The organism is Kitasatospora sp. GP82 (assembly GCF_029892105.1).
Taxonomy (GTDB): domain Bacteria; phylum Actinomycetota; class Actinomycetes; order Streptomycetales; family Streptomycetaceae; genus Kitasatospora.
In genome coordinates this window covers 1-21,990 of record NZ_JARZAJ010000024.1, presented here as the reverse complement: position 1 = coordinate 21,990, position 21,990 = coordinate 1, and the positions used below count along the sequence as shown (strand labels likewise).

The following is a 21,990-nucleotide window of genomic DNA, read 5'->3' as shown; positions in this document are numbered from 1 at the left end:
TGGATGGAGATCTCGCGTGAGTCGTGACGAGGCCGCCCTGGCCGCCGCCGTCGAGGAGGCCCGCGCCTGGCTGAGCGGCCCGGAACGGGCTGGACGGCTCTACGTGGCAGGGGCCTCGGGAGCGGCGGAGGCCGGGAAGACCGCGCTGCTGGAGGTGCTTCGGGCCCGGTTCCCCGAGGCTCTCTACGTGGACGCGGGCGGCCTGAGCGCGGACGGGCTGGTCCGGGGGCTGATCGACCAGCTGGACCCGGCCCAGCGGGACGGTGTGGACAGCCTCGACGACCTCGGGCGTCTCTTCCGGGGCGAGAAGGAGCCCCGCACCGTCCTGGTGGCCAACACCCAGTGGGCGGGCGCCCTGAGTACCAGCGGCGAGCCCGCCCGGGTCGCCCAGGTGCTGACCACGCTCGGGTATGCCCGGGAGCGCGCTCCGTTCAGACTGGTCACCGAGGTGGCGTCGGCGCCGCAGTCGCGACCGGCGGACTGCCGGGTGATCGAACTGCCGGGCGCCTCACGGGAGACGGTCGCCGAGGCCGTGCGGCAGGCTGTCCCGCCGCGTGCCGTAGCGGCCCTGCGGGCGCTGGCACATGCCCAACTCCGCGAGGTCCCGGTCGAGGCATGGGCCGCACTGTGCCGCGCGGCCGAGGTCGAGGCGGCCGAGGACGAGCTGCTCGCCTGGGCCGACGAGCTTCCCTGGCTGTCCGTCGGCGCGGACTCGCTGATCGGCCTCCGTTCGGCCGCCGTTGCCCAGGCGCTGAGGGAGCTTCCCGGTGCGGCAGCAGAGTTGGTCCACGAGCGGATGGCCGCCGCGCTGCTCGCCGGCACCCCGGCGGACTGGGCGAGCCGTTCGCTGCCCGGCCACGCGGCGGCGGCCGGGCGCTTCGACGACCTGCTGGCCGACCCCCGCGCCCTCGCCCGGGTCCCGCAGGACGCACTGCTGGAGGGCTTCGGCGCCTGCTACCGGGACGGCATCGCCCCGGGCACGGACGCCGCCGCCCTGCACTATCTGACCGGCTACGGTCTGGCGGGCGCCCCGCACGGCGAGTGGGTGGCCTGGCTGAGCCACGATGCCTTCACCCGGGGCCTGTTCGAGCGGGCGGCGCAGCTCGCCGCCGCTTCGCCGGAGCCGCTGCCGTTCACCACGGCCTGGTCCCACTGGCGGGCCGCCGGCGACTTCACCCTGCCCGGGGCCGCTCTCGCCGCCGGACCCGTCGGGGTCGCGGCGGTGTCCTGGGCGGGCGGTCCGGCGGTGTTCGTCGAGGACGAGGACGGGAACGCGCTGGTCCGGGACGCCGGCACCGGCGAGCTGCTGGCCGGTCCGCTGGAGGCCGACGAGGAGCCGGACGAGCTCGAGCTGCTCCCCGAGGACTCCCCGGCCGCACCACGGCTGCGCATCGAACCCGGCCTGCGGTCCGCCGAGGTCTTCGACGCGGCGGACGGACGCCGCCTGGGCGTGTTCCACCATCCCGGCGCCGAGCAGTTCGGCGCGGTGGGCGACCTGCTGGTGGTGGCGGGAAGTCAGGGGACCTGCGCGCTGAGGATCGAGCCCGCGCTGCTCCGCCGGGTTCCGGACAGCCGGCCGGCTCCGCTCGCCCTCCCCTACGGCGAGGTCCTTCCGCGGCCGTACGAAGCCGCGGAGGGCGCGGACACCCGTGCTCTGCTGGAGCGCTCCTTCCGGCCGGAGACCGTCCACCGGCTGCGTCCGGAGGACGTCCCGGAGGGAGTCCGGCACGAGCCGACCCGGCGGGTGCTGACCGAGGTCGGCGTGCCCGCGCTGGAGGGGCTGATCGGCCTCTGGCTGGACCCGCTGACGCCTCAGGGCTTCGTGCCGCAGGCCTGGGATTCGGTCGACGACGCCCAACAGCCCGACGGGAGCGGGCCGTTCTACCCCCTCGGGGAGTGGATGGGCTGCCCGCTGCTGCTCGACGGCGCCGACGGCAGGGTGCTGCGGATGCTGCCCGCCGACGCCTCGGAGTGGGACCACCCTCGCGAGCCGCTGGTCGGCACCGGCCTCCGCTCGTTCCTCTCGATGGTCGCGCTGGAGTCCCGGTACCTGGACGTCTACCGCGTGCACCACGGGCCCGACCAGTACGAGGTGCTCGCCGAGCTTCGGCTGTGGCTGGACGGTGTCGATCCGCAGGCGGCGGCCTCCGACTGCTGGGAGTACGTCCTGGAGCCGGCCAACTGGGGCTGAGCGCAGGCGGGCGAGGGCATCAGGCATCTGACTTTGGAGACTGCGACGTGACCGACCTGACCACCTATCAGCCGCATCCCTATGTCGGCGGACGGGCGGCTGCCCTGCGCGAGCTGGCGCTCTGGCGGGCCGGGGGCGAGGGTGCGCCCAAGGTGGTGCTGCTGACGGGAGACCCGGGCAGCGGCCGGTCACGGCTGCTGACAGGGTTTCTGATGCTGTGCGAGCCCGGGTACCGCGAGCAGTTCGACCTGGAAACCCTGGATCCGGCCACCGTGCCGCCCGCCGGGCAGGCCGCGCCGATGGTCTTCGGCGCGAGCGGGCTGAGTGCCGTCCAGCTGCTCTGGTCGGTGGCCGACCAGCTGGGTCTGGTGGCCGAGCGCACCGAGGAGCTGTACCGGTCGCTGGCCGAGCCGAGGGGGCAGGCCGCCTCGGTGGTGGTCGCCGACACGGACCGGGCCGGGGTGCTGCGGGCGACGGAGGAAGCGGCCCGGGTCGCCGCCGAGGTGCTGCGCCCGCTCGCGCTCGCGCCGGACGTCCGGCTGCTCGCGGACCTGCCCCGTGCGCAGGCCGACCGGCTGGTGCGCGAGCTGCCCGCCGGGCTGGCGCGGGTGATCGACCTCGATCGGGAGCCGTGGGCGGACGAGGAGGCGCTGGCCCTCCAGGCCGGGGCGGCGGTGGACGGGCTGCCGGTGGCTCCGGTCGACCTGGCGCGTCACGCCCGGAGCCCGCTGGTGGTCCAGCTCGCCGCCCACTCGCTGCGGGCCACGCCCGAGGGCGGACCGGTCAGGCTGCCGGGCGGCGTCGGCGATGCGCTGGACCTGCACGCCGAGCGCTGCGGGGTGAACGAGCTGACGCTCCGCCGGATTCTGGCGCCGCTCGCCCTGGCGGGTCCTGGCGCCGCGCTGCCGTTCGGACTCTGGGCGGCGCTCGCCTCGGCGGTGGCCGGCAAGGACCTGTCCCGGGCGATCGCCGAGGGGCAGGCGCTGCTGCTGCCGTTCATCGAACTGGACGGTGAGGAGGACGATCCGGCCGTCCGGATCGTCCACCCGGCCGTCGCTGACGAGGTCCGTGAACGCTTCGGCAGCGCCGCCCGCGAGGCGCAGCGGCGGATCGCCCAGGCACTGCTGGCCACCCTCCCGACGGGCGGCGGCGACCGCTGGGAGGCCGCCGCGCCCTATCTGCGCGAGCAGTTGGCCGGGCATGCGCTGGACGGCGGGGTGCTGCCGGAGCTGCTGGCCGATCCGGGCTTCCTGCTGCACGCCGAGCAGGTGTCGCTGCGGGCCGCCGTCGAGCATCTGGTGGCGAGCGGCGTGCCGTTGCCCGCGCAGGCCCGTACCTGGCTCCGGCTGGCCCCGCTGTTCACCCGTAACGAGGCGGGGCCCGAGCTGCGGGCCGCGCTGCTGGAGCACGCCTTCCGTCAGGACGGGGTGGCGGCGGCCGAGTTCGGGTCCGCGCTGCCCTGGCGGACGCTCTGGGCCAGGCCGCTCCCGGGGGTCACGGCCGTCACGGCCGCGCTCACCCCGGAGGGCGCGGCCGCGCTGGTGGCCGTCGTCCCAGGACCCGGAGCCGGGTCGGCCGCCGAGGGAGGTACGGCCGGGCTGGTCGCCTTCGATGCCCGGACGGGCGAGCCGCTGGCCGCCGCCCCGGACGGGCTGACCCGGCCGAGCGGCGAGCAGCGGGCCGCCGCCGGTCTGGCGCTCAGCGTCGGCGGCGACTACCTGCGGGTCTGGCGTCTGGACGACAGCGGCGCGGCCGGTGAGCAGGTGGCCGCGTTCGTCTCGGCGGAGCCCCTCGGGGGTGCGGACCTCACCCCGGACGGTGTCCTGCTGCTCGCCGATGCCCGGGGCGTCAGCGCGCTGTGCCTGGTGGCGGCGGCATCGGGGGCCGAAGCCCGGCGACCACGAAAGCCCGGGCAGGTGCCCGGCCGGTCTCACGCAGGGCACGTCGAGCCTGCCGCCCGATAGTCTGAATCACCCATCCGGCTCCGAAGGAGAGCGACCGCGTGACGACCCGTGAGCAGGCGATCGAGGCGGCCCACCAGTGGATCAACGGCGGGCTGCCCGAGGAGCAGTGGCGCCCGATCGCGGTGCACGAGTTCGACCTCGGCTGGGCGGTCTGGGCCGAGCAGCAGGCCGCTGCCGCCGACCCGGCCACGGGTGAGCGGCGGGCACCGGCCGAGGTCGGCTCGGCCTGTGCCGTGGTGGACCGCGAGACCGGTGAGCTGACCACCTGGCCGTCCGTGCCGGTCGAGGAGGTCGTACAGCTCTACCGCGACAAGCTCGGCGCGGGATCGTACGACCCGGCGCTGCCGCCGGTCACCGGACCGGGTTCGACGGCGGTGCTGACCTACCGGGATGCGCAGGGCGAGGAGCAGAGCCTGTTCCAGATGTCGGGACCCGGCCTGGGCCACCCCGAGGTGCGGGCCTGGCGCAGCCTTCGGCATCAGGGCGTCCCGCCGGAGGACGTCCTCGCCGTCCACACCGACCTGCGCCCGTGCGAACTGCCCGGCGGTTACTGCGCGGCGACGCTGCTCGCCGAGCTGCCCGCCGCCTCCTTCTCGTACGCCCAGGACTACGGCCCGCGCTACGACCGCCGGGCCGCCGGGGTGCGGGCACTGACCGAATCCACCGAGCAGCTGTTCCGTGGCGCGGGCCGCCCGGTGCCGCCGCGCCCCAACCGGGTGCCCTTCCCGCGCGCGGTGCCGGCGGCCGAGGCAGAGCGCGACCCGGAGCTCGGGCGGCGGCTGGCCGAGCAGTTCGGCGCGGACGGTGTGCACCGCTTCGACGCCGTCGACCTCTCGGGGAGCCGGCTCCCGGAGGCGTCCCGCGAGACCCTGCTCTGGGCCGGGCTGCCGGTCGGGGTCGAGGGCTTCTTCGAGGTGCTGCCCTCGCTGGTGGACGTCGCCGGTCACCTCGACGCCACCGGCCGGGGCAGCCGGGTCCCCGACCAGGCCCGCGAAGTGCTCGCCGAGTACGTCCTGTTGGGCACGGACGGGCATGCGCTGATCGCCGTCCAGTGCGGCGACGGCGGCAGTGGCACCGGCGCGGGCGTCGGCCGCCTCTGGGCGGTGGACCCGGACAACGGCACCGGCCGCTACCTCAACGCCGACGTCTCCTGCTACGTCCGCTGCCTGGCGCTGTTCGCGGCCCGCAGGCCCGCTCTGCGCGGCCTCGACCCGTATGCCGCGGGCGCCGCGGTGGACGCCCTTCAGCGGGAACTGGCCGCGCTGGACGGCACGGTGTTCGGCGATCCGGAGAACTGGTGGGCCGTCATCGTCGAGCAGCTCTGGGACGGCCTGCTCTAGGCCCCGCCCGGGCGGTCGTTCGACGGCGCACCACCCCGGCGGATGCCGGGACCGGCGCTTCCGAATCACCCGCGTGCACGCTGTCGTCGCAGGTCGGCGGAGCGTCACTGTGGGCGTCATGACTCCTGCACCAGCAAGAACTCCTGACGCGCCGTCGCCCGGCGGTGCGAGTCTCCGTCCGGTTGCCGTCGCCGCCCTGATCGGCACCACGATCGAGTACTACGACTTCTTCATCTACGGCACCGCCGCGGCCCTGGGCTTCGGCCGGGTGTTCTTCCCCGAACTCGGCCGCACCGGTGGCCTGCTGGCCTCCTTCTCGGTGTACGCGGTGGCCTTTGCGGGCCGACCGCTCGGCGCGCTGCTGTTCGGCCACTTCGGCGACCGGCTCGGCCGCAAGGCCACGCTGGTGGCCTCGCTGCTGCTGATGGGCCTGTCCACCGTGGCGGTCGGGCTGCTGCCCGGGTACGGGGCGTGGGGGTTCTGGTCGCCGGCGGCGCTGGTGCTGCTGCGTACCCTCCAGGGCTTCGGCCTGGGCGGGGAGTGGGGCGGTGCGGCGCTGCTGCTCGCCGAGAACGCCCCGCCCGATCGGCGCGGCCGGTACGGCGCGTACCTGCAACTCGGGCCCTGCGCCGGATTCTTCCTCGCCACCGGGGTGTTCCTGCTGCTCTCGGAGACGCTCGGTGAGCAGACGTTCGGCAGCTGGGGCTGGCGGGTGCCGTTCCTGGCCTCGTCCGGGCTGGTCGCGGTCGGCCTGTTCGTCCGGATGCGGATCACCGAGACGCCGGTCTTCGCGGACGAGCGTGAACGGGCCAAGGCCCCCGCCCTTGAAGTGTTGCGCGAGCACGGCCGCACGGTGCTGCTCGCGGGGGGCGGGACTATGGTCGGATATGCGCTGTTCTATCTGACCACCACCTTCTCCCTGGCCTACGCCACCGAGCAGTTGGGCGTGGGCCGCAATCTGATGCTTGCCCTGCTGATGGGGGGAGCGGTGCTGAAGGGCGCGGCGGCCTGGTGCTCCGCCGGTCTCAGTGACCGCTGGGGCCGTCGCCGGACGCTGCAGTTCGCCACCGTGGTATCGATCGGCTGGGCGCTGCTGCTCTTCCCGCTGCTGGAGACGGTACGGCCACCGCTGGTGGCGCTGGCCGTGGTCGGTGCGCTGGTGGTGCTCGGCTGCCTGTTCGGGCCGGTGGCGGCGTATCTGCCGGAGCTGTTCCCGACCCGGGTGCGGTACACCGGGGCCTCGCTCACCTACAACATCGGCGGGGTGGTCGGCGGGGCGACGGCACCGCTGGTGGCGACCCGGCTGACCGGGACGTACGGCACGGCGGAGCCGGTCGGCTGGTACCTGGCCGGGCTTGGGGTGGTGTCGCTGCTCTGCCTGTGCGCGCTGGCGGAGACGCGCGGCAGCACGCTGGACGCACGGAGCCGCCGTGCCCTCGGCGGAGTCGGGGGCACGGCGGCTCGGGGGAGTTGACGCCTCGCCCGGTGCCGGGCGCGGTGCTCGCGTCGGGTCAGATGCCCAGGGCGGCGCGGCCGGCGACCTGGACGGCGGCCTGCTTGGCGACGCGCTCGCCGAGGTGCTCGGCGGTGTTGACGTCCGCCTTGTGGACGCCCTCCGGGCCCTGGTCGTTGTTGCTCTGGGCGGCGGCGCCGAGGAAGAAGCCGAGACGGTTGATGTCGTTCTCGGAGGCGCTGGTGCTGTTCCAGCCCGGGTGCAGGCCCAGACCGACCCACTGCATGCCGTGCTGGGCGGCCAGGATGCTGAAGAACTGGAGGGTGTGCAGCTTGTCGCCGCTCTTGGAGCTGGAGTTGGTGAAGCCGGCGGCCAGCTTGTCCTTCCAGGCCAGGGTGAACCAGCGCTTGGAGGAGGCCTCGGCGAAGGTGTGGAAGGCGCCCGAGGCCGTGCCCATGTAGGTCGGCGAGCCGAAGACGATCGCGTCGGCGGCGTCCAGCTGGGCCCACTGCTCGTCGGTGATGGTGTCGACGGCTATCTGGACGGCCTCGGCGCCACCCGTGACGACACCGCGGGCAACGGCCTCGGCGAGCACAGCGGTGTGGCCGTAGCCGGAGTGGTAGGCGATGGCGACGGTGGGGCGGGTGGTGGTCATGGCGAACTGACTCCTGAGACGTCGGGGCGCGAGGACCGGGGAGGCGTGGTGCCGCCTCCCCGGCCTGGTCTCCAATATAGACCAAGTCTCCGTTGGTTACCAAGTGCGGGATAGAGACCGTCGGCGTACTCTGGATCGCATGGCAACTGAGCAGCAGCACCCCGACTACGACGTCTTCGCCGCCTTCTGTCCCAGCAGGAACGTCTTCGCCGAGCTGGCTGACAAGTGGTCGCTGCTGTTGCTGCTCAGCCTGCACAAGCTGGGCGAGCAGCGGTTCTCCGAACTCCAGCGCTCGGTCGTCGGGGTGAGCCGCAAGATGCTCACCCAGACCCTGCGCGGGCTCGAACGGGACGGCCTGGTGCGCCGCACCGTCCATCCCGAGACGCCGCCGCGTGTCGTCTACGACCTGCTGCCGCTCGGGCACTCGCTCGCCGAACGGGTCGTCCCGATCGCCCACTGGGTCGAGGAGAACAGCGACTCGGTGCTGGAGGCCAGGACGGAGTTCGACGCGGCCCACGGTGCGGCCTGTGCGTAGTGCGGCACCGGCCGGCCGTCGTCGGATCGGCCGATTTCACTTTCGGGCCGATGACCGGGTAATGTCTTCCTCGTTCGAGCGGGAGAGAAACCCGCGGGACAGGCCCCTATAGCTCAGTCGGTAGAGCGTCTCCATGGTAAGGAGAAGGTCTGCGGTTCGATTCCGCATGGGGGCTCCGCAGAGAGCAAGAAGGCCCCCGCCGCAAGGCGGGGGCCTTCTTCGCATCCCGCTGGTGTCCCGTCAGCACATTCGGGTAGACGCATCCTGGCAGCACCCCCGACCCCGGACAGGGCCTAGCGGATCGAGTGCGGAATGCGCTGTGATGGTGCGTCAGCGACTCCTCCCCGTTCCGAGGGAGGGGCTTCTCGTCCGGCTGCCGTAGCGATCTCATGACGGCCAAGCCCTGACCGGCGCCTGACGGCGCACTGCTGTAGCCATGTGGTGTCGCTTCGCGCCACCGAGCTGGGACTGGGAGGGCGCCATGGGCGTTCGGCTCGTGGTGGTCGACGACCACCGGCTGCTGGCGGAGGCGCTGGCGACGGCCCTGCAGCTGCGCGGGCACCGCGTACTCGCGGTCGGCTCGCCCTCCCGCGCGGTCGGTGACCTGATCGTCGGACGCCGCCCCGAGGTCTGCCTGCTCGGCGTGGCGGGTCCCGGCGAACCGGACGCCTTCGACCCCGTACGCCGCCTGCGGCGGGAGCGCCCCGAGATCTCCGTCGTCGTTCTGGGTCCGGTCGGCGAGCCCGGCCGGGTCGCCACCGCCTTCGCCGCCGGGGCTGCCGGGTACGTCCGCAGCGACGAGCGGATCGAGGTCGTGGAACGGGCCATCGTCCGGGTCAGGGCGGGGGAGGCCGCCGTCGCCGTGGATGTCCTCCAGGGGGCCTTCGAGCGGCTGCTCCGGCCGATGGCCGAGCCGGACGACGACGCGCTGCGACTGCTGCGGCTGCTGACCCGCCGTGAGGTCCAGGTGCTGCTGCGGATCGCCGAGGGCGAGGACACCGCCGCGATCGCCGCCGGCATGGGGATCGCCCCCAGTACCGCCCGCACCCACGTCCAGCGGGTCCTGATGAAGCTGGGCGCCCGCACCCGCCTGGAAGCCACCGCTGTCGCCGCCCGCACCGGTCTCCTCGACCGGGCCCACCGCGCCTGACGTTCAGCGCCCCGGCCGCCCGACCTGTCGTCCGCTCCCCTGGCGGGACATGTTGCGCACACATGTTGACTCATGGTGCTTTCTGTTTGAATATGTTCCCATCCTGCGTCCGGGAAGGGGAGGCCGTGCAGAAGACCATGACCAGGCTGGCGGACGGCCGCGAGCTCATCTACTTCGACGCGGACGACTCCGCCGTGCGGGACGCCCCCGACCTGCGGCCGCTGGAGCGGGGCGCCCCGCTCTCCGAGGTCCGCCGCGACCCCGCCACCGGCGACTGGGTCACCATCGCCGCCCACCGGCAGGGCCGGACCTACCACCCCCCGGCCGACGAGTGCCCGCTCTGCCCCTCCCGGGACGGCCGCCTCAGCGAGATCCCCGCCGCCGACTACGACGTCGTGGTCTTCGAGAACCGCTTCCCCTCACTGGCCCGCAGCACCGCGACCGGCGGCAGCGGCAGCCCCGACCCGCTGCACCTCTCCTCCCCCGGCACCGGCCGCTGCGAGGTGGTCTGCTTCACCGCCGACCACGGCCTCTCCTTCGCCGACCTCACCGAGGCCAGGGCCCGCCTGGTCCTGGACGCCTGGACCGACCGCACCGCCGCCCTCGCCGCCCTCCCCGGCGTCCGCCAGGTCTTCTGCTTCGAGAACCGGGGCACCGAGATCGGGGTCACCCTGGCCCACCCGCACGGCCAGATCTACGCCTTCCCCTTCACCACCCCACGCACCGTCAAGATGCTCACCGCCGCCACGGCCCACCGCGCCCGCACCGGCCGCAACCTCTTCGAGGACCTGCTGGCCGCCGAACGCGCCGACCCCGAACGGGTGGTCCTCGCGGGCGAGCACTGGACGGCCTTCGTCCCGTACGCCGCCCGCTGGCCCTACGAGTGCCACCTCTACCCCAACCGCAGGGTCACCGACCTGACCCGCCTGACCGAACCCGAACGCGCGGAGTTTCCCCTGCTCTACCTCGAATTGCTGCGCCGTTTTGACCGGCTCTTCATCCAACGGGGGCAGACTGCCCCGGTCGCACCGACGCCGTACATCGCGGCCTGGCACCAGGCCCCCACCCGTGGGGGTGACGAACTCGCGCTTCACCTGGAGCTGTTCACGATCCGGCGTACGGTGGGCAGGCTCAAGTTCCTGGCCGGGGTCGAATCCGGAATGGACGCGTTCGTCAACGACGTGTCGCCAGAGGCGGCGGCACAGCACTTGCGGGAGGTTGCAACGTGAACAAGTACCTGGTCACGGGTGGTGCCGGCTACGTCGGCAGCGTGGTCGCCTGCCACCTGCTGGAGGTCGGCCACCAGGTCACCGTGCTCGACGATCTGTCCACCGGCTTCCTGGGCGGCGTACCGGCGGGAGCCGAGTTCGTCCGGGGCCGCGTCCAGGACGCGGCCGAGGTGCTGGACGGTTCGTACGACGCGGTGCTGCACTTCGCCGCCTCCTCCCAGGTCGGCGAGTCCGTCACGGACCCGGAGAAGTACTGGCGCAACAACGTGGCCGGTTCGCTCGAACTGGTCAGCGCGATGCGCAAGGCGGGCGTGCGCAAGCTGGTCTTCTCCTCCACCGCCGCCGTCTACGGCGAGCCCGAGGTGGTCCCGATCGCCGAGACCGCCCGCACCTCCCCGACCAACACCTACGGCGCCACCAAGCTCGCCGTGGACCACCTGATCGCCAGTGAGTGCGCCGCGCACGGCCTGGCTGCCGTCAGCCTCCGCTACTTCAACGTGGCCGGGGCGTACGGCTCCTACGGCGAGCGGCACGAACCCGAGTCGCACCTGATCCCGCTGGTCTTCCAGGCCGCGCTCGGCCACCGCCCGCACATCGCCGTCTACGGCGACGACTACCCGACCCCCGACGGCACCTGCATCCGCGACTACATCCACGTCGCCGACCTCGCCGAGGCCCACCTGGCAGCCCTGGACGCCGCCAGGCCCGGTGAGCACCTGATCTGCAACCTCGGCAACGGCAGCGGCTTCTCGGTCCGCGAGGTGATCGAGTCCGTCCGCCGCGTCACCGGCCGGGAGATCACCGTCGTCACCGCCGAGCGCCGTCCCGGCGACCCGGCCGTACTCGTCGCCTCCGCGCAGCGAGCCCACGAGGTGCTCGACTGGCGGCCGCGCCGCTCGCAGCTGGACGACATCGTGGCCGATGCCTGGGCGTTCGCCCTGGACCGGCACGGCGCGGGTTCGTGATGGGCGCTGTGTGATGGGCGCTGCGTGATGGGCCCTGTGTGATCGGCAGTTCGTAGCGGGGGACAGTGACCGAGGGGAATCATGGCTGACTTCCACAGCGTGTACGGCGCCGCACCGGCGGGGGTGTGGGCGGCGCCCGGCCGGGTCAACCTGATCGGCGAGCACACCGACTACAACGACGGCTTCGTGCTGCCCCTCGCCCTGCCGCACACCGTCCGCGCGGCCGCCCGCCGCCGGAGCGACGGCCTGCTGCGGCTCTACAGCGAGCAGGGCGACGGCCGGGTCACCGAACTGCGGGTCGCCGATCTGATGCCGGGACGCGTCGAGGGCTGGGCCAGGTACCCGGCCGCCGTGGTCTGGACGCTGCGCGCGGCCGGACACGAGGTCGGCGGTGCGGATCTCTGGTTCGACAGCGACGTCCCCACCGGTGCCGGGCTCTCCTCCTCCGCCGCGCTGGAGTGCGCGGTCGCCACCGCGTACCGGGACCTGTACGGACTCGCCCTCTCCGCGCCGGAGCTGGCCCTGCTGGCCCAGCGTGCCGAGAACGAGTTCGTCGGTGTGCCCTGCGGCGTGATGGACCAGATGGCCTCGATGTGCTGCCGGGAGGGCGGTGCGCTCCTGCTCGACACCCGTGACCTCACCCGCCGACAGGTGCCGCTCGACCTGAACGGGCAGGGCCTGCGGCTGCTGGTGATCGACACCAGGGTCAAGCACGACCTGGCCGACGGCGCGTATGCCGAACTGCGCGCCGGTTGCGAGCGCTCGGCGCAGCTGCTCGGACTGCGCGCCCTGCGCGACCTCCCGTACGCCGGGCTGAAACCGGCACTCGACCGGCTGCCTGCCGAACTGCGGCCGCTGGTCCGGCATGTGGTCACCGAGAACGTCAGGGTCGAACAGGCCATGGCACTGCTGGACGCGGGCGATCCTGCCCTGCTCGGTCCGGTTCTCACGGCCGGGCACGCCTCGCTCCGGGACGACTTCCGGGTCTCCTGCCCCGAGACCGACCTGGCCGCCGACACGGCCGTGCGGGCCGGTGCGCTCGGTGCCCGGATGACCGGCGGCGGCTTCGGCGGCTCCGTCCTCGCCCTGGTCGCCGCCGGGGCCCTGGACGCCGTCGCCGAGGCCGTCACCACCGCTTTCGCCGACGCGGGTTACGCCCGTCCCCGCACCTTCGCGGCCACCCCGTCCCAGGGCGCCCGCCGCCTCGTCTGACCGGCTGCCGGGCGGGCGTCCCTGCTCGGAGAAACCGACATGACAGTTCCTCAGCATGGCTGGAGCGGGCTCTGGTTCACTACTTCCGGTGTCCGATCCGGCGGTGGTGCGAAAGTTCGGCAAAGCTTCGCCGAGCTGTCTCCCACGCCGTACGCTGAGTCCGGTACCGGTGGGGGTCGGGCGCCTGAGCAGGGGGTACGACGATGGGGCGGATCCGGGTCCTGGTGGTCGACGACCACCGCATCTTCGCCGAAGCACTGGCGGCGACACTCGCCGCCGAATCCGACGTCGAGGTCGGCGCAGCGGGGAGCGCACTCGCGGCCGAGCGCGCCCTGGAGCATGCCGGTGCCGAGGGGCGCGCCTTCGACGTCGTCCTCATCGACGCCGACCTGGCCCCGGCCGGGCCGCCGCCACGCCGCCCGCGTCCGCTCGCCGAACCCGAGCAGCAGTCCGGTGCGAGACGGATCCCCGCGGTCGCGGCTCCGCGGCGCCTTCCCGGCCTGCCGCTGGGCACGCCGCACCGCGTTCCGGCGATGCCGATCCCCTCGGGCGGACACCCCGCCCCGACCGCCTCGCTCGCGCCCAGCGGTGACGGCCTGGCCCTGCTCGCCCGCGTCTGCCGTACGCACCCGGCGCTGCGCGCGGTCGTGCTCGCAGCGGAGGACGACCCGGGCCGGGCGGTACGGGCGCTTCAGGCCGGCGCCTGCGGCTGGGTCGCCAAGGACAGTTCGCTGCCGCGTCTGATGACGGTGATCAGGGGAGTGCTGCGCGACGAGACGCATCTGCCCCCGGCCCTGCTGACCGGAGTGGTACGGGAGTTGACGTCCGCCCGGCGGGACCGGACGGAGAGCGAGCGTCTGGTGGAGACGCTGACGCCGCGTGAGGAGGAGGTGCTCCGCTGCATGGTCGCCGGGCTCGGGCGCCAGGCGGTGGCCGAGCGGCTCTATCTCTCGCCGCACACCGTCCGTACCCATATGCAGAACGTCCTGGGCAAGTTGGGCGTGCACTCCACACTCGCCGCCGTGGCAGTGGCCCGCCGCGCCGGCGTCAGCCCCTCCGAACCGCCCCTCCCCGCCACGGCCGCCCGGCCTGGCCCGGGCTGACAGATGCCTGCGGCGCATTCTCAGGGGCGCGGCTGATCAAGCAGGGCCCCGCGCCCCTGAAAACCAACCCCTCGTGCCCCACCGAAAGCCGCGCAGTTCCCCGCGCCCCTGAAGACCGGTCCTCACGCCCCGCGCGGAGCCCCGCAGTTCCCCGCGCCCCGGGGCATCTCAGCTTGCGCTGTCGAAGGGGGCGACCAGTTGCCGCAGCAGGGTGGCGAGGTCGTGCTGCTGGTCGCTGCTGAGTTCGGCGAGCAGTGCGCGTTCGTGGGCGAGCAGCCCGGCGAGTGCCTGGTCGGCGCGGTCGCGGCCGTCCCGGGTGAGCCGGACCAGGACACCGCGGCGGTCGTCCGGGTCCGGCAGGCGCTTGACCAGGCCCTTTTCGGTCAGCCGGTCGATCCGGTTGGTCATCGTGCCGGAGGTGACCAGGGTCTGGGTGAGCAGCTGGCCGGGGGAGAGCTGGTACGGCGATCCGGCCCGGCGGAGGGCGGTCAGGACGTCGAACTCCCACGGTTCGAGTCCGTGCTCGGCGAAGGCGGTGCGGCGGGCGCGGTCGAGGTGACGCGCGAGCCGACTGACCCGGCTGAGTACCTCAAGCGGCCCCACGTCGAGGTCGGGGCGCTCGCGGCGCCATGCTGCGACCAGGCGGTCGACCTCGTCCTCCATGTGGATCAGTGTATCGGTGGGTGTGTCGATATGAAGCCTCTTGACATCAAGATGAACAATCTCGACATCAAGAAACCCCGAATCGGCCCCCGCGTCGCCTACTGCTTCCGCTCGCCGACCAGCTTGGGGTGGCGCTCCAGGCCCTCAAGGCCGTGCCAGGCGAGGTTGACCAGGTGGGCCGCCACCTCGGCCTTCTGCGGCTTGCGCACCTCCAGCCACCACTGGCCGGTCAGTGCGACCATGCCCACCAGCATCTGCGAGTACATCGGTGCCAGCCGCGGGTCGAAGCCCCGGGCCTTGAACTCCAGGCCCAGGATGTCCTCGACCTGGGTGGCGATGTCGCTGATCAGCGAGGCGAAGGTGCCGGTGGACTGGGCGACCGGCGAGTCCCGGACGAGGATCTTGAAGCCGTCGGTGGAGGTGTCGATGTAGTCCATCAGCGCGAAGGCCGCCTGCTCCAGCAGCTCACGGGAGTGGCCTCCGGTCAGCGCTCCGGTGACCATGTCGAGCAGCAGCTGCATCTCGCGGTCGACCACGACCGCGTAGAGCCCCTCCTTGCCACCGAAGTGCTCGTAGACCACCGGCTTGGACACCCCGGCCCGCTCGGCGATCTCCTCGACCGAGGTGCCGTCGTAGCCGCGTTCCGCGAAGACCGACCGGCCGATGTCCAGCAGCTGCTCGCGGCGCTGCTTGCCGGTCATCCGGACCCGGCCGCCCTTTCCGGTCCGGGTGGGCGCAGCGGATCGCGTACGGGTGGCCTCGGGGCCGGCGGCCCCCGCTGCCGAGGTCCGGTGGTGGCCGCCTGCGCTGTCTCCGTTGCTCCCGTTCACCCCTACATCATGCTGCAGGGAGCGGCTCATGCCCCAGCTCGATTCACACGCCCGCCCGCTCGCCCTCGCGCACGCCCGCCCGAGCGCTCGCTCACGTGGTGCGGCGGGCGGCGATCCGCTCCGCGTCGGGCCAGCGCACGTCATGGGCCCACCCCGCCTGCTCGAACCAGCGGATCACCCGGGCCGAGGAGTCGATCTGGCCGCGCAGGACGCCGTGCCGGGCGGAAGTGGGATCGGCGTGGTGCAGGTTGTGCCAGGACTCACCGCAGGAGAGCACCGCCAGCCACCAGACGTTGCCGGAGCGGTCGCGGGACTTGAAGGGGCGCTCGCCGATCGCGTGGCAGATGGAGTTGATCGACCAGGTGACGTGGTGCAGCAGGGCGATCCGGACCAGCGAGCCCCAGAAGAGGGCGGTCAGCGCGCCCTGCCAGGACATCGAGAGCAGGCCGCCGACCAGCGGCGGGAGCAGGACGGAGATGGCCGTCCAGAGCCAGAACAGCCGGGAGATCCGCCGCATGGCCGGGTCGCGGACCAGGTCGGGGGCGTACTTGAGCTGCGGGGTCTGCTCCTGGTCGAACAGCCAGCCGGTGTGGGCCCACCACAGGCCCTTCATCAGCGCCGGAACGGTTTCGCCGAAGCGCCAGGGGGAGTGTGGGTCGCCCTCCTTGTCGCTGAAGCGGTGGTGCCGGCGGTGGTCGGCCACCCAGCGCACCAGCGGGCCCTCGACGGCCAGGCTCCCGGCGAGGGCCAGGGCGATCCGCAGTGTGTGGTTGGCCTTGAAGGAGCCGTGGGTGAAGTAGCGGTGGTAACCGATCGTGACGCCGTGGCAGGTGAGGAAGTACATCACCGCCATGATCGCCAGGTCCCGCACGCCGAGTCCCCACCCCCAGGCGACCGGCGCGGCCGCGAGCAGGGCCAGGAACGGCACTCCGATGAAGAGCGCGAGCGCGATCCGCTCGGCGAGCCCCTGTCGCTCGCCACCTCTGGTGGCCGAGAGCTGGGTGGCCGCGACCTCGGTCGGTTCCGGGGGCGCTTCGCTGGCCTGCATGGTCATGGTTGCGTTCCTTGTGGGAGCGGCGGGGGAGCAACGAAACCTACGTAGCCGTAACCTACGGCATCGTAGGTATGCTGCACAGCAGGGAATCCCGGAGTGGAGCACGTGTCGCAGTGCGGGCCCGGGCGCGGCGGGCACGCGGCGTGGCAGGCTCTTTGCGATTGGTGGTGGATGCCCGGGCCCGAACCCCGTAGGCTGTGGACCGCGCTGCCCCTCGACGGGCGGCGCAGTACGTCCGTCCCGGATCGTCTAAGGGCAGGACAGCTGGTTTTGGTCCAGCTTATGGGGGTTCGAATCCTCCTCCGGGAGCACACTGTGCAGCCCTCGGCCGAGCGCAGAGCAGGCCGGGGGCCGAACGCCACTCGGCCGTGATCGCACTATCCTCGGTGCTGCCTGGGCACGGATGTGCGGATCCGAGGCTCGGGCTCCCCACTGTGAACCCTCCCCCCGAACCGACCGAGGAGCCTCCCGCGTGAGTGCCAACAATCCTGCCGCCGTGATCGTGCTCGCCGCTGGTGGCGGGACTCGGATGAAGTCGAAGCGCCTGCCCAAGGTGCTGCACGAGATCTGCGGGCGCTCGCTGGTCGGCCACGCGGTCGCCGCGGCCCAGGAGTTGACGCCCAGTCAGCTGGTTGTGGTGGTCGGGCACATGCGTGAGCTGGTCCAGCAGCACCTGGCGGAGCAGTACCCGGACGCGCGTACGGCCGTGCAGCTGGAGCAGAACGGCACCGGGCACGCGGTGCGCACCGCGCTGGAGTCGCTGTCCGCCGACGGGATCGAGCTGGACGGCACTGTGGTGGTCACCACCGGCGACGCCCCGCTGCTGACCGCCGCCACGCTGGCCGCGCTGGTCGAGGCGCACGCCGAGCAGGGCAACGGCGTGACGGTCCTCACGGCGGTCGTCCCCGACGCCTTCGGCTACGGCCGGATCCTGCGCAGCGAGAGCGACGGCGCGGTGGCCGCAATCGTCGAGGAGAAGGATGCGACCGAGGCCCAGCGGGCGATCGACGAGATCAACTCGGGTGTCTTCGCCTTCGACGCCAAGCTGCTCGTGGAGGCGCTCGGCCGCCTGAACACCAACAACTCGCAGGGCGAGGAGTACCTCACCGACACCCTGGGGATCCTGCGCGCGGCCGGTCACCGGGTGGGTGCGGTCGTCGCGGGTGATTTCCGCGACATCCTGGGCATCAACGACCGGGTCCAGCTGGCCGAGGCCCGCCGGATCCTGAACGCCCGGCTGGTCGAGCGTGCGATGCGGGCCGGCGTCACCGTGGTGGACCCGGCGTCCACCTGGTTCGACGTCCAGGTGACGTACGAGCCGGACGCGGTCGTCCTGCCGAACACCCAGCTGCACGGCACGACCCACCTGGGCGAGGGCAGCGAGGTCGGCCCGAACTGCACCCTGACCGACACGCTGGTCGGCGCCGACGCGCATGTGAGCAACGCCACGACGTTCGGCGCCGAGATCGGCGAGCTGGCCTCCGTCGGCCCGTACGCGTACCTGCGCCCGGGGACGAAGCTGGCCCGCAAGGCCAAGGCCGGGACCTATGTGGAGATCAAGAACTCCGAGGTCGGCGAGGGTTCCAAGGTGCCGCACCTCTCCTACATCGGGGACACCACGATCGGGGAGGGCAGCAACATCGGTGCGGCCTCCGTCACGGTGAACTACGACGGTGTGAACAAGCACCGCACCACCATCGGCTCCCACTGCCGCACGGGCTCGGACAACATGTTCATCGCCCCGGTGACGGTCGGGGACGGCGCCTACACTGCGGCCGGATCGGTGATCATCAGCGATGTTCCGGCCGGTGCGCTGGGCGTCTCCCGGGCGCAGCAGCGCAACATCCCGGGCTGGGTGGAGCGCAAGCGCCCCGGTACCGCCTCGGCGCGTGCCGCCGCGGCTGCGACGGGTGAGACCGCCGAGACGGTCGAGACGGTCGAGGACTGAACGGGTTACGGGGGATCTTGAGGAGTGGTCCCGGGGCGGACGCTTCCGGCCGGGGCGCGTAACCTGGAGTACATACGTGCGCCACTGGGCCGACTGCCCGTGTCCGGGCGTACTCCCAATCCCCCGTTGACCACCGGTCAGGCCCTGCCTGGCGCGGCGCGGCGGGTTCATGTGCGGCAGCAACGCGAGGAGACGGTGCAGTGAGCGGGATCACGACGTCGGGTGAGAAGAAACTGAAGCTCTTCTCCGGCCGTGCCCACCCGGAGCTGGCGAGGGAGGTGGCCGAGGCCCTGGGCACCGAACTGGTGCCGACCAAGGCCCTGGACTTCGCCAACGGCGAGATCTACGTCCGCTTCCTGGAGTCCGCACGTGGGGCGGACTGCTTTGTGATGCAGAGCCACACGGCTCCCATCAACCAGTGGATCATGGAGCAGTTGATCATGATCGACGCTCTGAAGCGGGCCTCCGCCAAGAGCATCACCGCGATCCTGCCGTTCTACGGCTACGCCCGCCAGGACAAGAAGCACCTGGGCCGCGAGCCGATCTCGGCCCGCCTGATCGCCGACCTGCTGCGCCAGGCCGGGGCCGACCGCCTGATGGCCGTGGACCTGCACACCGCGCAGATCCAGGGCTTCTTCGACGGCCCGGTGGACCACCTGTTCGCGCTGCCGATGCTCTGCGACTACGTGGGCGAGAAGGTCGACCGCACCAAGCTGACCATCGTCTCGCCGGACGCCGGCCGGGTGAAGGTGGCCGACCAGTGGTGCGACCGCCTGGACGCCCCGCTGGCGATCATCCACAAGCGCCGCGACATGAGCCAGGCCAACACCATCCTCTCGGCCGAGGTGGTCGGTGACGTCAAGGGCCGCGTCTGCGTCCTGGTCGACGACATGATCGACACCGCCGGCACCATCTGCGCCGCCGCCGACGCGCTGTTCGACAACGGCGCCGCCGACGTCATCGTGGCCGCCACCCACGGTGTCCTCTCCGGTCCCGCCTCCGACCGCCTGAAGAACTCCCGGGTCAGCGAGTTCGTCTTCACCAACACCCTGCCGACCCCGGCCGAGCTCCAGCTCGACAAGGTGACCACCCTCTCCATCGCCCCGTCGATCGCCGCCGCGATCCGCGAGGTCTTCGAGGAGGGCTCGGTCACCAGCCTGTTCGAGGGCGTGCACTGACACCCCCGTAGGCTCCCAGTACGAACGGCCCCGGTACCGCGAGGTACCGGGGCCGATTTCGTGCTCGACAGGGGGTGCGGTTAGACTCTTGAGACTGCTCGGCGAGGGATGTCGTGTGCCCGTACGGGTACCTGATCCGTGATCGACGCGCTGCTTCGGCCGATTCCTGGCCGACCGCAGTACCGTCCGCCGCCGAGTGGCCCCCAATGTACTTGAGGGTGTGGCCCCGGCGGCTTCTCGCCAGTCGCCTGCACCCCCGCGCCAGTTCTCACGAGGAGTGCAGTCGTGTCCGAGATCCGCCTTGCCGCTGAAGCCCGTACCGAGTTCGGCAAGGGTGCCGCCCGTCGCGCCCGTCGTGCCGGCTTCGTCCCCGGTGTCGTCTACGGCCACGGCCACACCCCGGTTCACCTGAACCTGCCCGGCCACGACCTGATGATGGCTCTGAAGACCCCGAACGCCCTCCTGGTCGTGCCGATCGAGGGCAAGGACGAGTACGTCCTGCCGAAGGCCGTCCAGCGCGAGGCCATCAAGCGCACCATCGAGCACGTCGACCTGCTGCTGGTCAAGCGCGGCGAGAAGGTCACCGTCGAGATCCCGGTCCTCGTCGAGGGCGAGCTGGCCCCCGGTGGCAACCTGGTCGAGCACGTGCTGAACACCCTGCCGGTCGAGGCCGAGGCCACCCACCTGCCCGAGTCCGTCACCGTCTCGGTCGAGGGCCTGGAGGCCGGTGCCTCCATCCACGCCAAGGACATCACCCTGCCGAAGGGCACCGTGCTGGCCGTCGACGCCGACGCCGTCGTCCTGCAGGTCATCGGCGCCCAGGCCCCCGAGGCCGTCGAGGAGACCGCCGAGGGCGAGACCGCCGAGGCCTGAGCCTTGCGCTGAAAGCTTTTCCGACCGCTGCCCCGGTCCGCTCCCCAGGAGCGGCCGGGGCAGCGGCGTGTCCGGGATGATGAGGGAATCGAGTGAGGAGCGGTTCGATGAGTGACGACGTGTACGAGGGCCCCTGGCTGATCGTCGGTCTTGGCAACCCCGGGGACGGCTTCGCCCGCAACCGGCACAACATCGGCTTCATGGTGGTGGACCTGCTCGCCGAGCGCATGGGTGCCAGGTTCAAGGCCCACAAGAGCCGGGCCCAGGTCGCCGAGGGCCGGCTGGCCGGGCAGCGGGTGGTGCTGGCCAAGCCGATGACCTTCATGAACCTCTCGGGCGGTCCGACCACCGCGCTGCGCGACTTCTACAAGGCGCCGACCTCGGCGATCGTCGCCGTCCACGACGAGCTGGACATCGACTACGCGACCCTGCGCCTCAAGCTGGGCGGCGGCGACAACGGCCACAACGGGCTGAAGTCGATCACCAAGTCGCTGGGCCCCGGCTACCACCGGGTGCGCTGCGGCATCGGCCGCCCGCCGGGCCGGATGGAGGTCGCGGACTTCGTCCTCAAGGACTTCTCCACCGCCGAGCGCAAGGAGCTGGACTGGTTCGTGGACCGGTCCGCCGACGCGGTCGAGGCGCTGCTCACCGAGGGCCTGGAGCGCGCCCAGGGCACATACAACTCCTGACACTCTGTCAATCCGGCGCGCCCCCTTGCACAACGGTCGTGCAACGCTTGTCCGATACGGGCGTGATCGGTGTGGGATCGACCGTCCCGATCCGATACGGTCTTGCCCGTACACGCAGGGTTGAGGGCATGGATCTGGGGGTAGGGACCGTGATTCGGTCACGACGCGTCCGGGTGGGGCGTGCGGTCGGCGGAGTGGCACTGTTCGCCGGCCTCACCGCACTGGGTGCACCGGCGGCAGCGGCCGCCGACTCCTCGGGCGACACGGCGGTCACGCCCGAGCCGGCCGCGGCGCAGCTGTCGCCGCCGGTCGCCGGACAGGTGGGCGGATCGGCCGGGCTGTACGCCGTCGCGGGAGGCCTGGTGATGGTCGCGGGCGGTGCGACGCTCTGGGTGAAGCGCAAGCGCGCGGGCCAGATCACCATCCACTGACAAGGGAAACCTTGAGCAGGGGCCGGCGTGCGCTCCTAAAGCTCACGCCAGCCCCTGAGGGACCCTGTGGTGACTGGGCGTCAGCCGGTGTTGCGCAGGCCGGCGGCGATGCCGTTGACGGTCAGCAGCAGGGCGCGGGCCCGCAGCGGGTCCTCCGGGCGGCCCTGGTCGACCAGTTCACGCTGGCGGCGCAGCAGGGCGACCTGGAGGTACGAGATCGGGTCGAGGTAGGCGTCGCGGACGGTGAAGGTCTGCTTCAGCACCGGGTTGTGCTCCAGCAGTTCGCTCTCGCCGGTGAGGCGCAGCACCTCACGCAGGGTCAGCTCGTGCTCAGCCACGATCTGGTCGAAGACGTGGTGCAGTTCGGCGGGAACGAGCTGCTCGACGTAGTGGCGGGCGATCCGCAGGTCGGTCTTGGCCAGCGTCATGGCGACGTTGGACAGGAAGTTGCGGAAGAAGTGCCACTGTCCGTACATCTCCTTCAGGACGTCGCCCAGTCCGGCCTCGCGGGCGGCGGCGAGGCCTGA

At 72.3% G+C, this 21,990-nt stretch carries 20 protein-coding genes and 2 tRNA genes; 17 read left to right on the top strand and 5 right to left on the bottom strand.

Annotated elements, in window-relative coordinates; translation table 11 throughout:
* The first annotated feature begins 16 nt into the window (after window positions 1-16).
* From P3T39_RS24140 to P3T39_RS24125, 4 genes are all read left to right on the top strand, one after another.
* Entirely contained in the window at window positions 17-2,191 is a 2,175-nt protein-coding gene (locus P3T39_RS24140; protein WP_280700941.1) for an SUKH-4 family immunity protein, read from the top strand.
* A gap of 47 nt (window positions 2,192-2,238) precedes the next feature.
* On the top strand, window positions 2,239-4,155 hold the full coding sequence (locus tag P3T39_RS24135; RefSeq protein ID WP_280700939.1) for an ATP-binding protein: 1,917 nt from the start codon (window positions 2,239-2,241) through the stop codon (window positions 4,153-4,155).
* Window positions 4,156-4,193: 38 nt separating this feature from the next.
* A complete protein-coding gene (locus tag P3T39_RS24130) occupies window positions 4,194-5,495 on the top strand; it encodes an SUKH-4 family immunity protein (RefSeq protein WP_280700937.1) in 1,302 nt (433 codons plus the stop codon).
* Between the two features lie 118 nt (window positions 5,496-5,613).
* Entirely contained in the window at window positions 5,614-6,969 is a 1,356-nt protein-coding gene (locus P3T39_RS24125) for an MFS transporter (RefSeq protein WP_280700935.1), read from the top strand.
* Window positions 6,970-7,006: 37 nt separating this feature from the next.
* Here P3T39_RS24125 and P3T39_RS24120 read toward each other — a convergent pair whose 3' ends face one another.
* A complete protein-coding gene (locus P3T39_RS24120) occupies window positions 7,007-7,603 on the bottom strand; it encodes a flavodoxin family protein (protein WP_280700933.1) in 597 nt (198 codons plus the stop codon).
* Between the two features lie 139 nt (window positions 7,604-7,742).
* Here P3T39_RS24120 and P3T39_RS24115 point away from each other — a divergent pair, with 139 nt between their 5' ends.
* The 7 genes from P3T39_RS24115 to P3T39_RS24085 all read left to right on the top strand — a co-directional run bounded on the left by P3T39_RS24115 (window position 7,743) and on the right by P3T39_RS24085 (window position 13,797).
* Entirely contained in the window at window positions 7,743-8,138 is a 396-nt protein-coding gene (locus P3T39_RS24115; protein ID WP_280700930.1) for a helix-turn-helix domain-containing protein, read from the top strand.
* Between the two features lie 102 nt (window positions 8,139-8,240).
* Window positions 8,241-8,313: transfer RNA gene (locus P3T39_RS24110), tRNA-Thr, on the top strand.
* A 306-nt stretch (window positions 8,314-8,619) separates the two neighbouring features.
* Window positions 8,620-9,288: a LuxR C-terminal-related transcriptional regulator gene (locus P3T39_RS24105; RefSeq protein ID WP_280700928.1), complete on the top strand. Its 669-nt coding sequence runs from the start codon at window positions 8,620-8,622 to the stop codon at window positions 9,286-9,288.
* Between the two features lie 125 nt (window positions 9,289-9,413).
* Window positions 9,414-10,517, top strand: a complete 1,104-nt coding sequence (gene galT / locus P3T39_RS24100; protein ID WP_280700926.1) for a galactose-1-phosphate uridylyltransferase — start codon at window positions 9,414-9,416, stop codon at window positions 10,515-10,517.
* Entirely contained in the window at window positions 10,514-11,482 is a 969-nt protein-coding gene (gene galE, locus P3T39_RS24095) for a UDP-glucose 4-epimerase GalE (RefSeq protein ID WP_280700924.1), read from the top strand. The genes galT and galE overlap by 4 nt, the downstream gene beginning before the upstream one ends.
* Before the next feature lie 81 nt (window positions 11,483-11,563).
* Window positions 11,564-12,694: a galactokinase gene (gene galK, locus P3T39_RS24090; RefSeq protein ID WP_280700922.1), complete on the top strand. Its 1,131-nt coding sequence runs from the start codon at window positions 11,564-11,566 to the stop codon at window positions 12,692-12,694.
* Between the two features lie 203 nt (window positions 12,695-12,897).
* Entirely contained in the window at window positions 12,898-13,797 is a 900-nt protein-coding gene (locus tag P3T39_RS24085; protein ID WP_280700920.1) for a response regulator transcription factor, read from the top strand.
* A 168-nt stretch (window positions 13,798-13,965) separates the two neighbouring features.
* Here the strand turns inward: P3T39_RS24085 and P3T39_RS24080 are convergent, their stop codons facing one another.
* The 3 genes from P3T39_RS24080 to P3T39_RS24070 form a co-directional block, all read right to left on the bottom strand.
* Window positions 13,966-14,460, bottom strand: a complete 495-nt coding sequence (locus tag P3T39_RS24080) for a MarR family transcriptional regulator (RefSeq protein WP_280700919.1) — start codon at window positions 14,458-14,460, stop codon at window positions 13,966-13,968.
* 98 nt (window positions 14,461-14,558) lie between these two features.
* Window positions 14,559-15,161 carry a TetR/AcrR family transcriptional regulator gene (locus tag P3T39_RS24075; protein WP_280701072.1) on the bottom strand — a complete coding sequence of 201 codons (603 nt, stop codon included), beginning with the start codon at window positions 15,159-15,161 and terminating at the stop codon, window positions 14,559-14,561.
* Between the two features lie 220 nt (window positions 15,162-15,381).
* Complete coding sequence (locus tag P3T39_RS24070; protein WP_280701071.1) at window positions 15,382-16,338, bottom strand: acyl-CoA desaturase; 957 nt, start codon at window positions 16,336-16,338, stop codon at window positions 15,382-15,384.
* A 244-nt stretch (window positions 16,339-16,582) separates the two neighbouring features.
* On the opposite strand from P3T39_RS24070, the gene P3T39_RS24065 reads away from it, so the two are divergent.
* From P3T39_RS24065 to P3T39_RS24040, 6 genes are all read left to right on the top strand, one after another.
* Window positions 16,583-16,653, top strand: a tRNA-Gln gene (locus P3T39_RS24065).
* A gap of 163 nt (window positions 16,654-16,816) precedes the next feature.
* Complete coding sequence (glmU, locus tag P3T39_RS24060; protein WP_280700918.1) at window positions 16,817-18,292, top strand: bifunctional UDP-N-acetylglucosamine diphosphorylase/glucosamine-1-phosphate N-acetyltransferase GlmU; 1,476 nt, start codon at window positions 16,817-16,819, stop codon at window positions 18,290-18,292.
* A gap of 200 nt (window positions 18,293-18,492) precedes the next feature.
* Entirely contained in the window at window positions 18,493-19,470 is a 978-nt protein-coding gene (locus P3T39_RS24055; RefSeq protein ID WP_280700916.1) for a ribose-phosphate diphosphokinase, read from the top strand.
* Between the two features lie 285 nt (window positions 19,471-19,755).
* Window positions 19,756-20,343 (top strand): 50S ribosomal protein L25/general stress protein Ctc, encoded by a 588-nt coding sequence (locus tag P3T39_RS24050; protein ID WP_280700914.1) that lies wholly within the window; start codon window positions 19,756-19,758, stop codon window positions 20,341-20,343.
* A gap of 107 nt (window positions 20,344-20,450) precedes the next feature.
* A complete protein-coding gene (pth, locus tag P3T39_RS24045) occupies window positions 20,451-21,032 on the top strand; it encodes an aminoacyl-tRNA hydrolase (protein ID WP_280700912.1) in 582 nt (193 codons plus the stop codon).
* Window positions 21,033-21,226: 194 nt separating this feature from the next.
* Window positions 21,227-21,463, top strand: a complete 237-nt coding sequence (locus P3T39_RS24040) for a hypothetical protein (protein ID WP_280700910.1) — start codon at window positions 21,227-21,229, stop codon at window positions 21,461-21,463.
* 80 nt (window positions 21,464-21,543) lie between these two features.
* On the opposite strand, the gene P3T39_RS24035 is transcribed toward P3T39_RS24040, so the two are convergent.
* On the bottom strand, window positions 21,544-21,990 hold a 447-nt coding region (locus P3T39_RS24035; protein WP_280700909.1), incomplete at its 5' end, for a phosphoenolpyruvate carboxylase.

Coding starts and splice junctions, on each gene's coding strand:
- P3T39_RS24125 (WP_280700935.1), top strand. CDS start 5,614: ATGACTCCTGCACCAGCAAGAACTCCTGACGCGCCGTCGCCCGGCGGT.
- P3T39_RS24120 (WP_280700933.1), bottom strand. CDS start 7,603: ATGACCACCACCCGCCCCACCGTCGCCATCGCCTACCACTCCGGCTAC.
- P3T39_RS24115 (WP_280700930.1), top strand. CDS start 7,743: ATGGCAACTGAGCAGCAGCACCCCGACTACGACGTCTTCGCCGCCTTC.
- P3T39_RS24105 (WP_280700928.1), top strand. CDS start 8,620: ATGGGCGTTCGGCTCGTGGTGGTCGACGACCACCGGCTGCTGGCGGAG.
- galK (WP_280700922.1), top strand. CDS start 11,564: ATGGCTGACTTCCACAGCGTGTACGGCGCCGCACCGGCGGGGGTGTGG.
- P3T39_RS24085 (WP_280700920.1), top strand. CDS start 12,898: ATGGGGCGGATCCGGGTCCTGGTGGTCGACGACCACCGCATCTTCGCC.
- P3T39_RS24080 (WP_280700919.1), bottom strand. CDS start 14,460: ATGGAGGACGAGGTCGACCGCCTGGTCGCAGCATGGCGCCGCGAGCGC.
- P3T39_RS24075 (WP_280701072.1), bottom strand. CDS start 15,161: ATGACCGGCAAGCAGCGCCGCGAGCAGCTGCTGGACATCGGCCGGTCG.
- P3T39_RS24070 (WP_280701071.1), bottom strand. CDS start 16,338: ATGCAGGCCAGCGAAGCGCCCCCGGAACCGACCGAGGTCGCGGCCACC.
- pth (WP_280700912.1), top strand. CDS start 20,451: ATGAGTGACGACGTGTACGAGGGCCCCTGGCTGATCGTCGGTCTTGGC.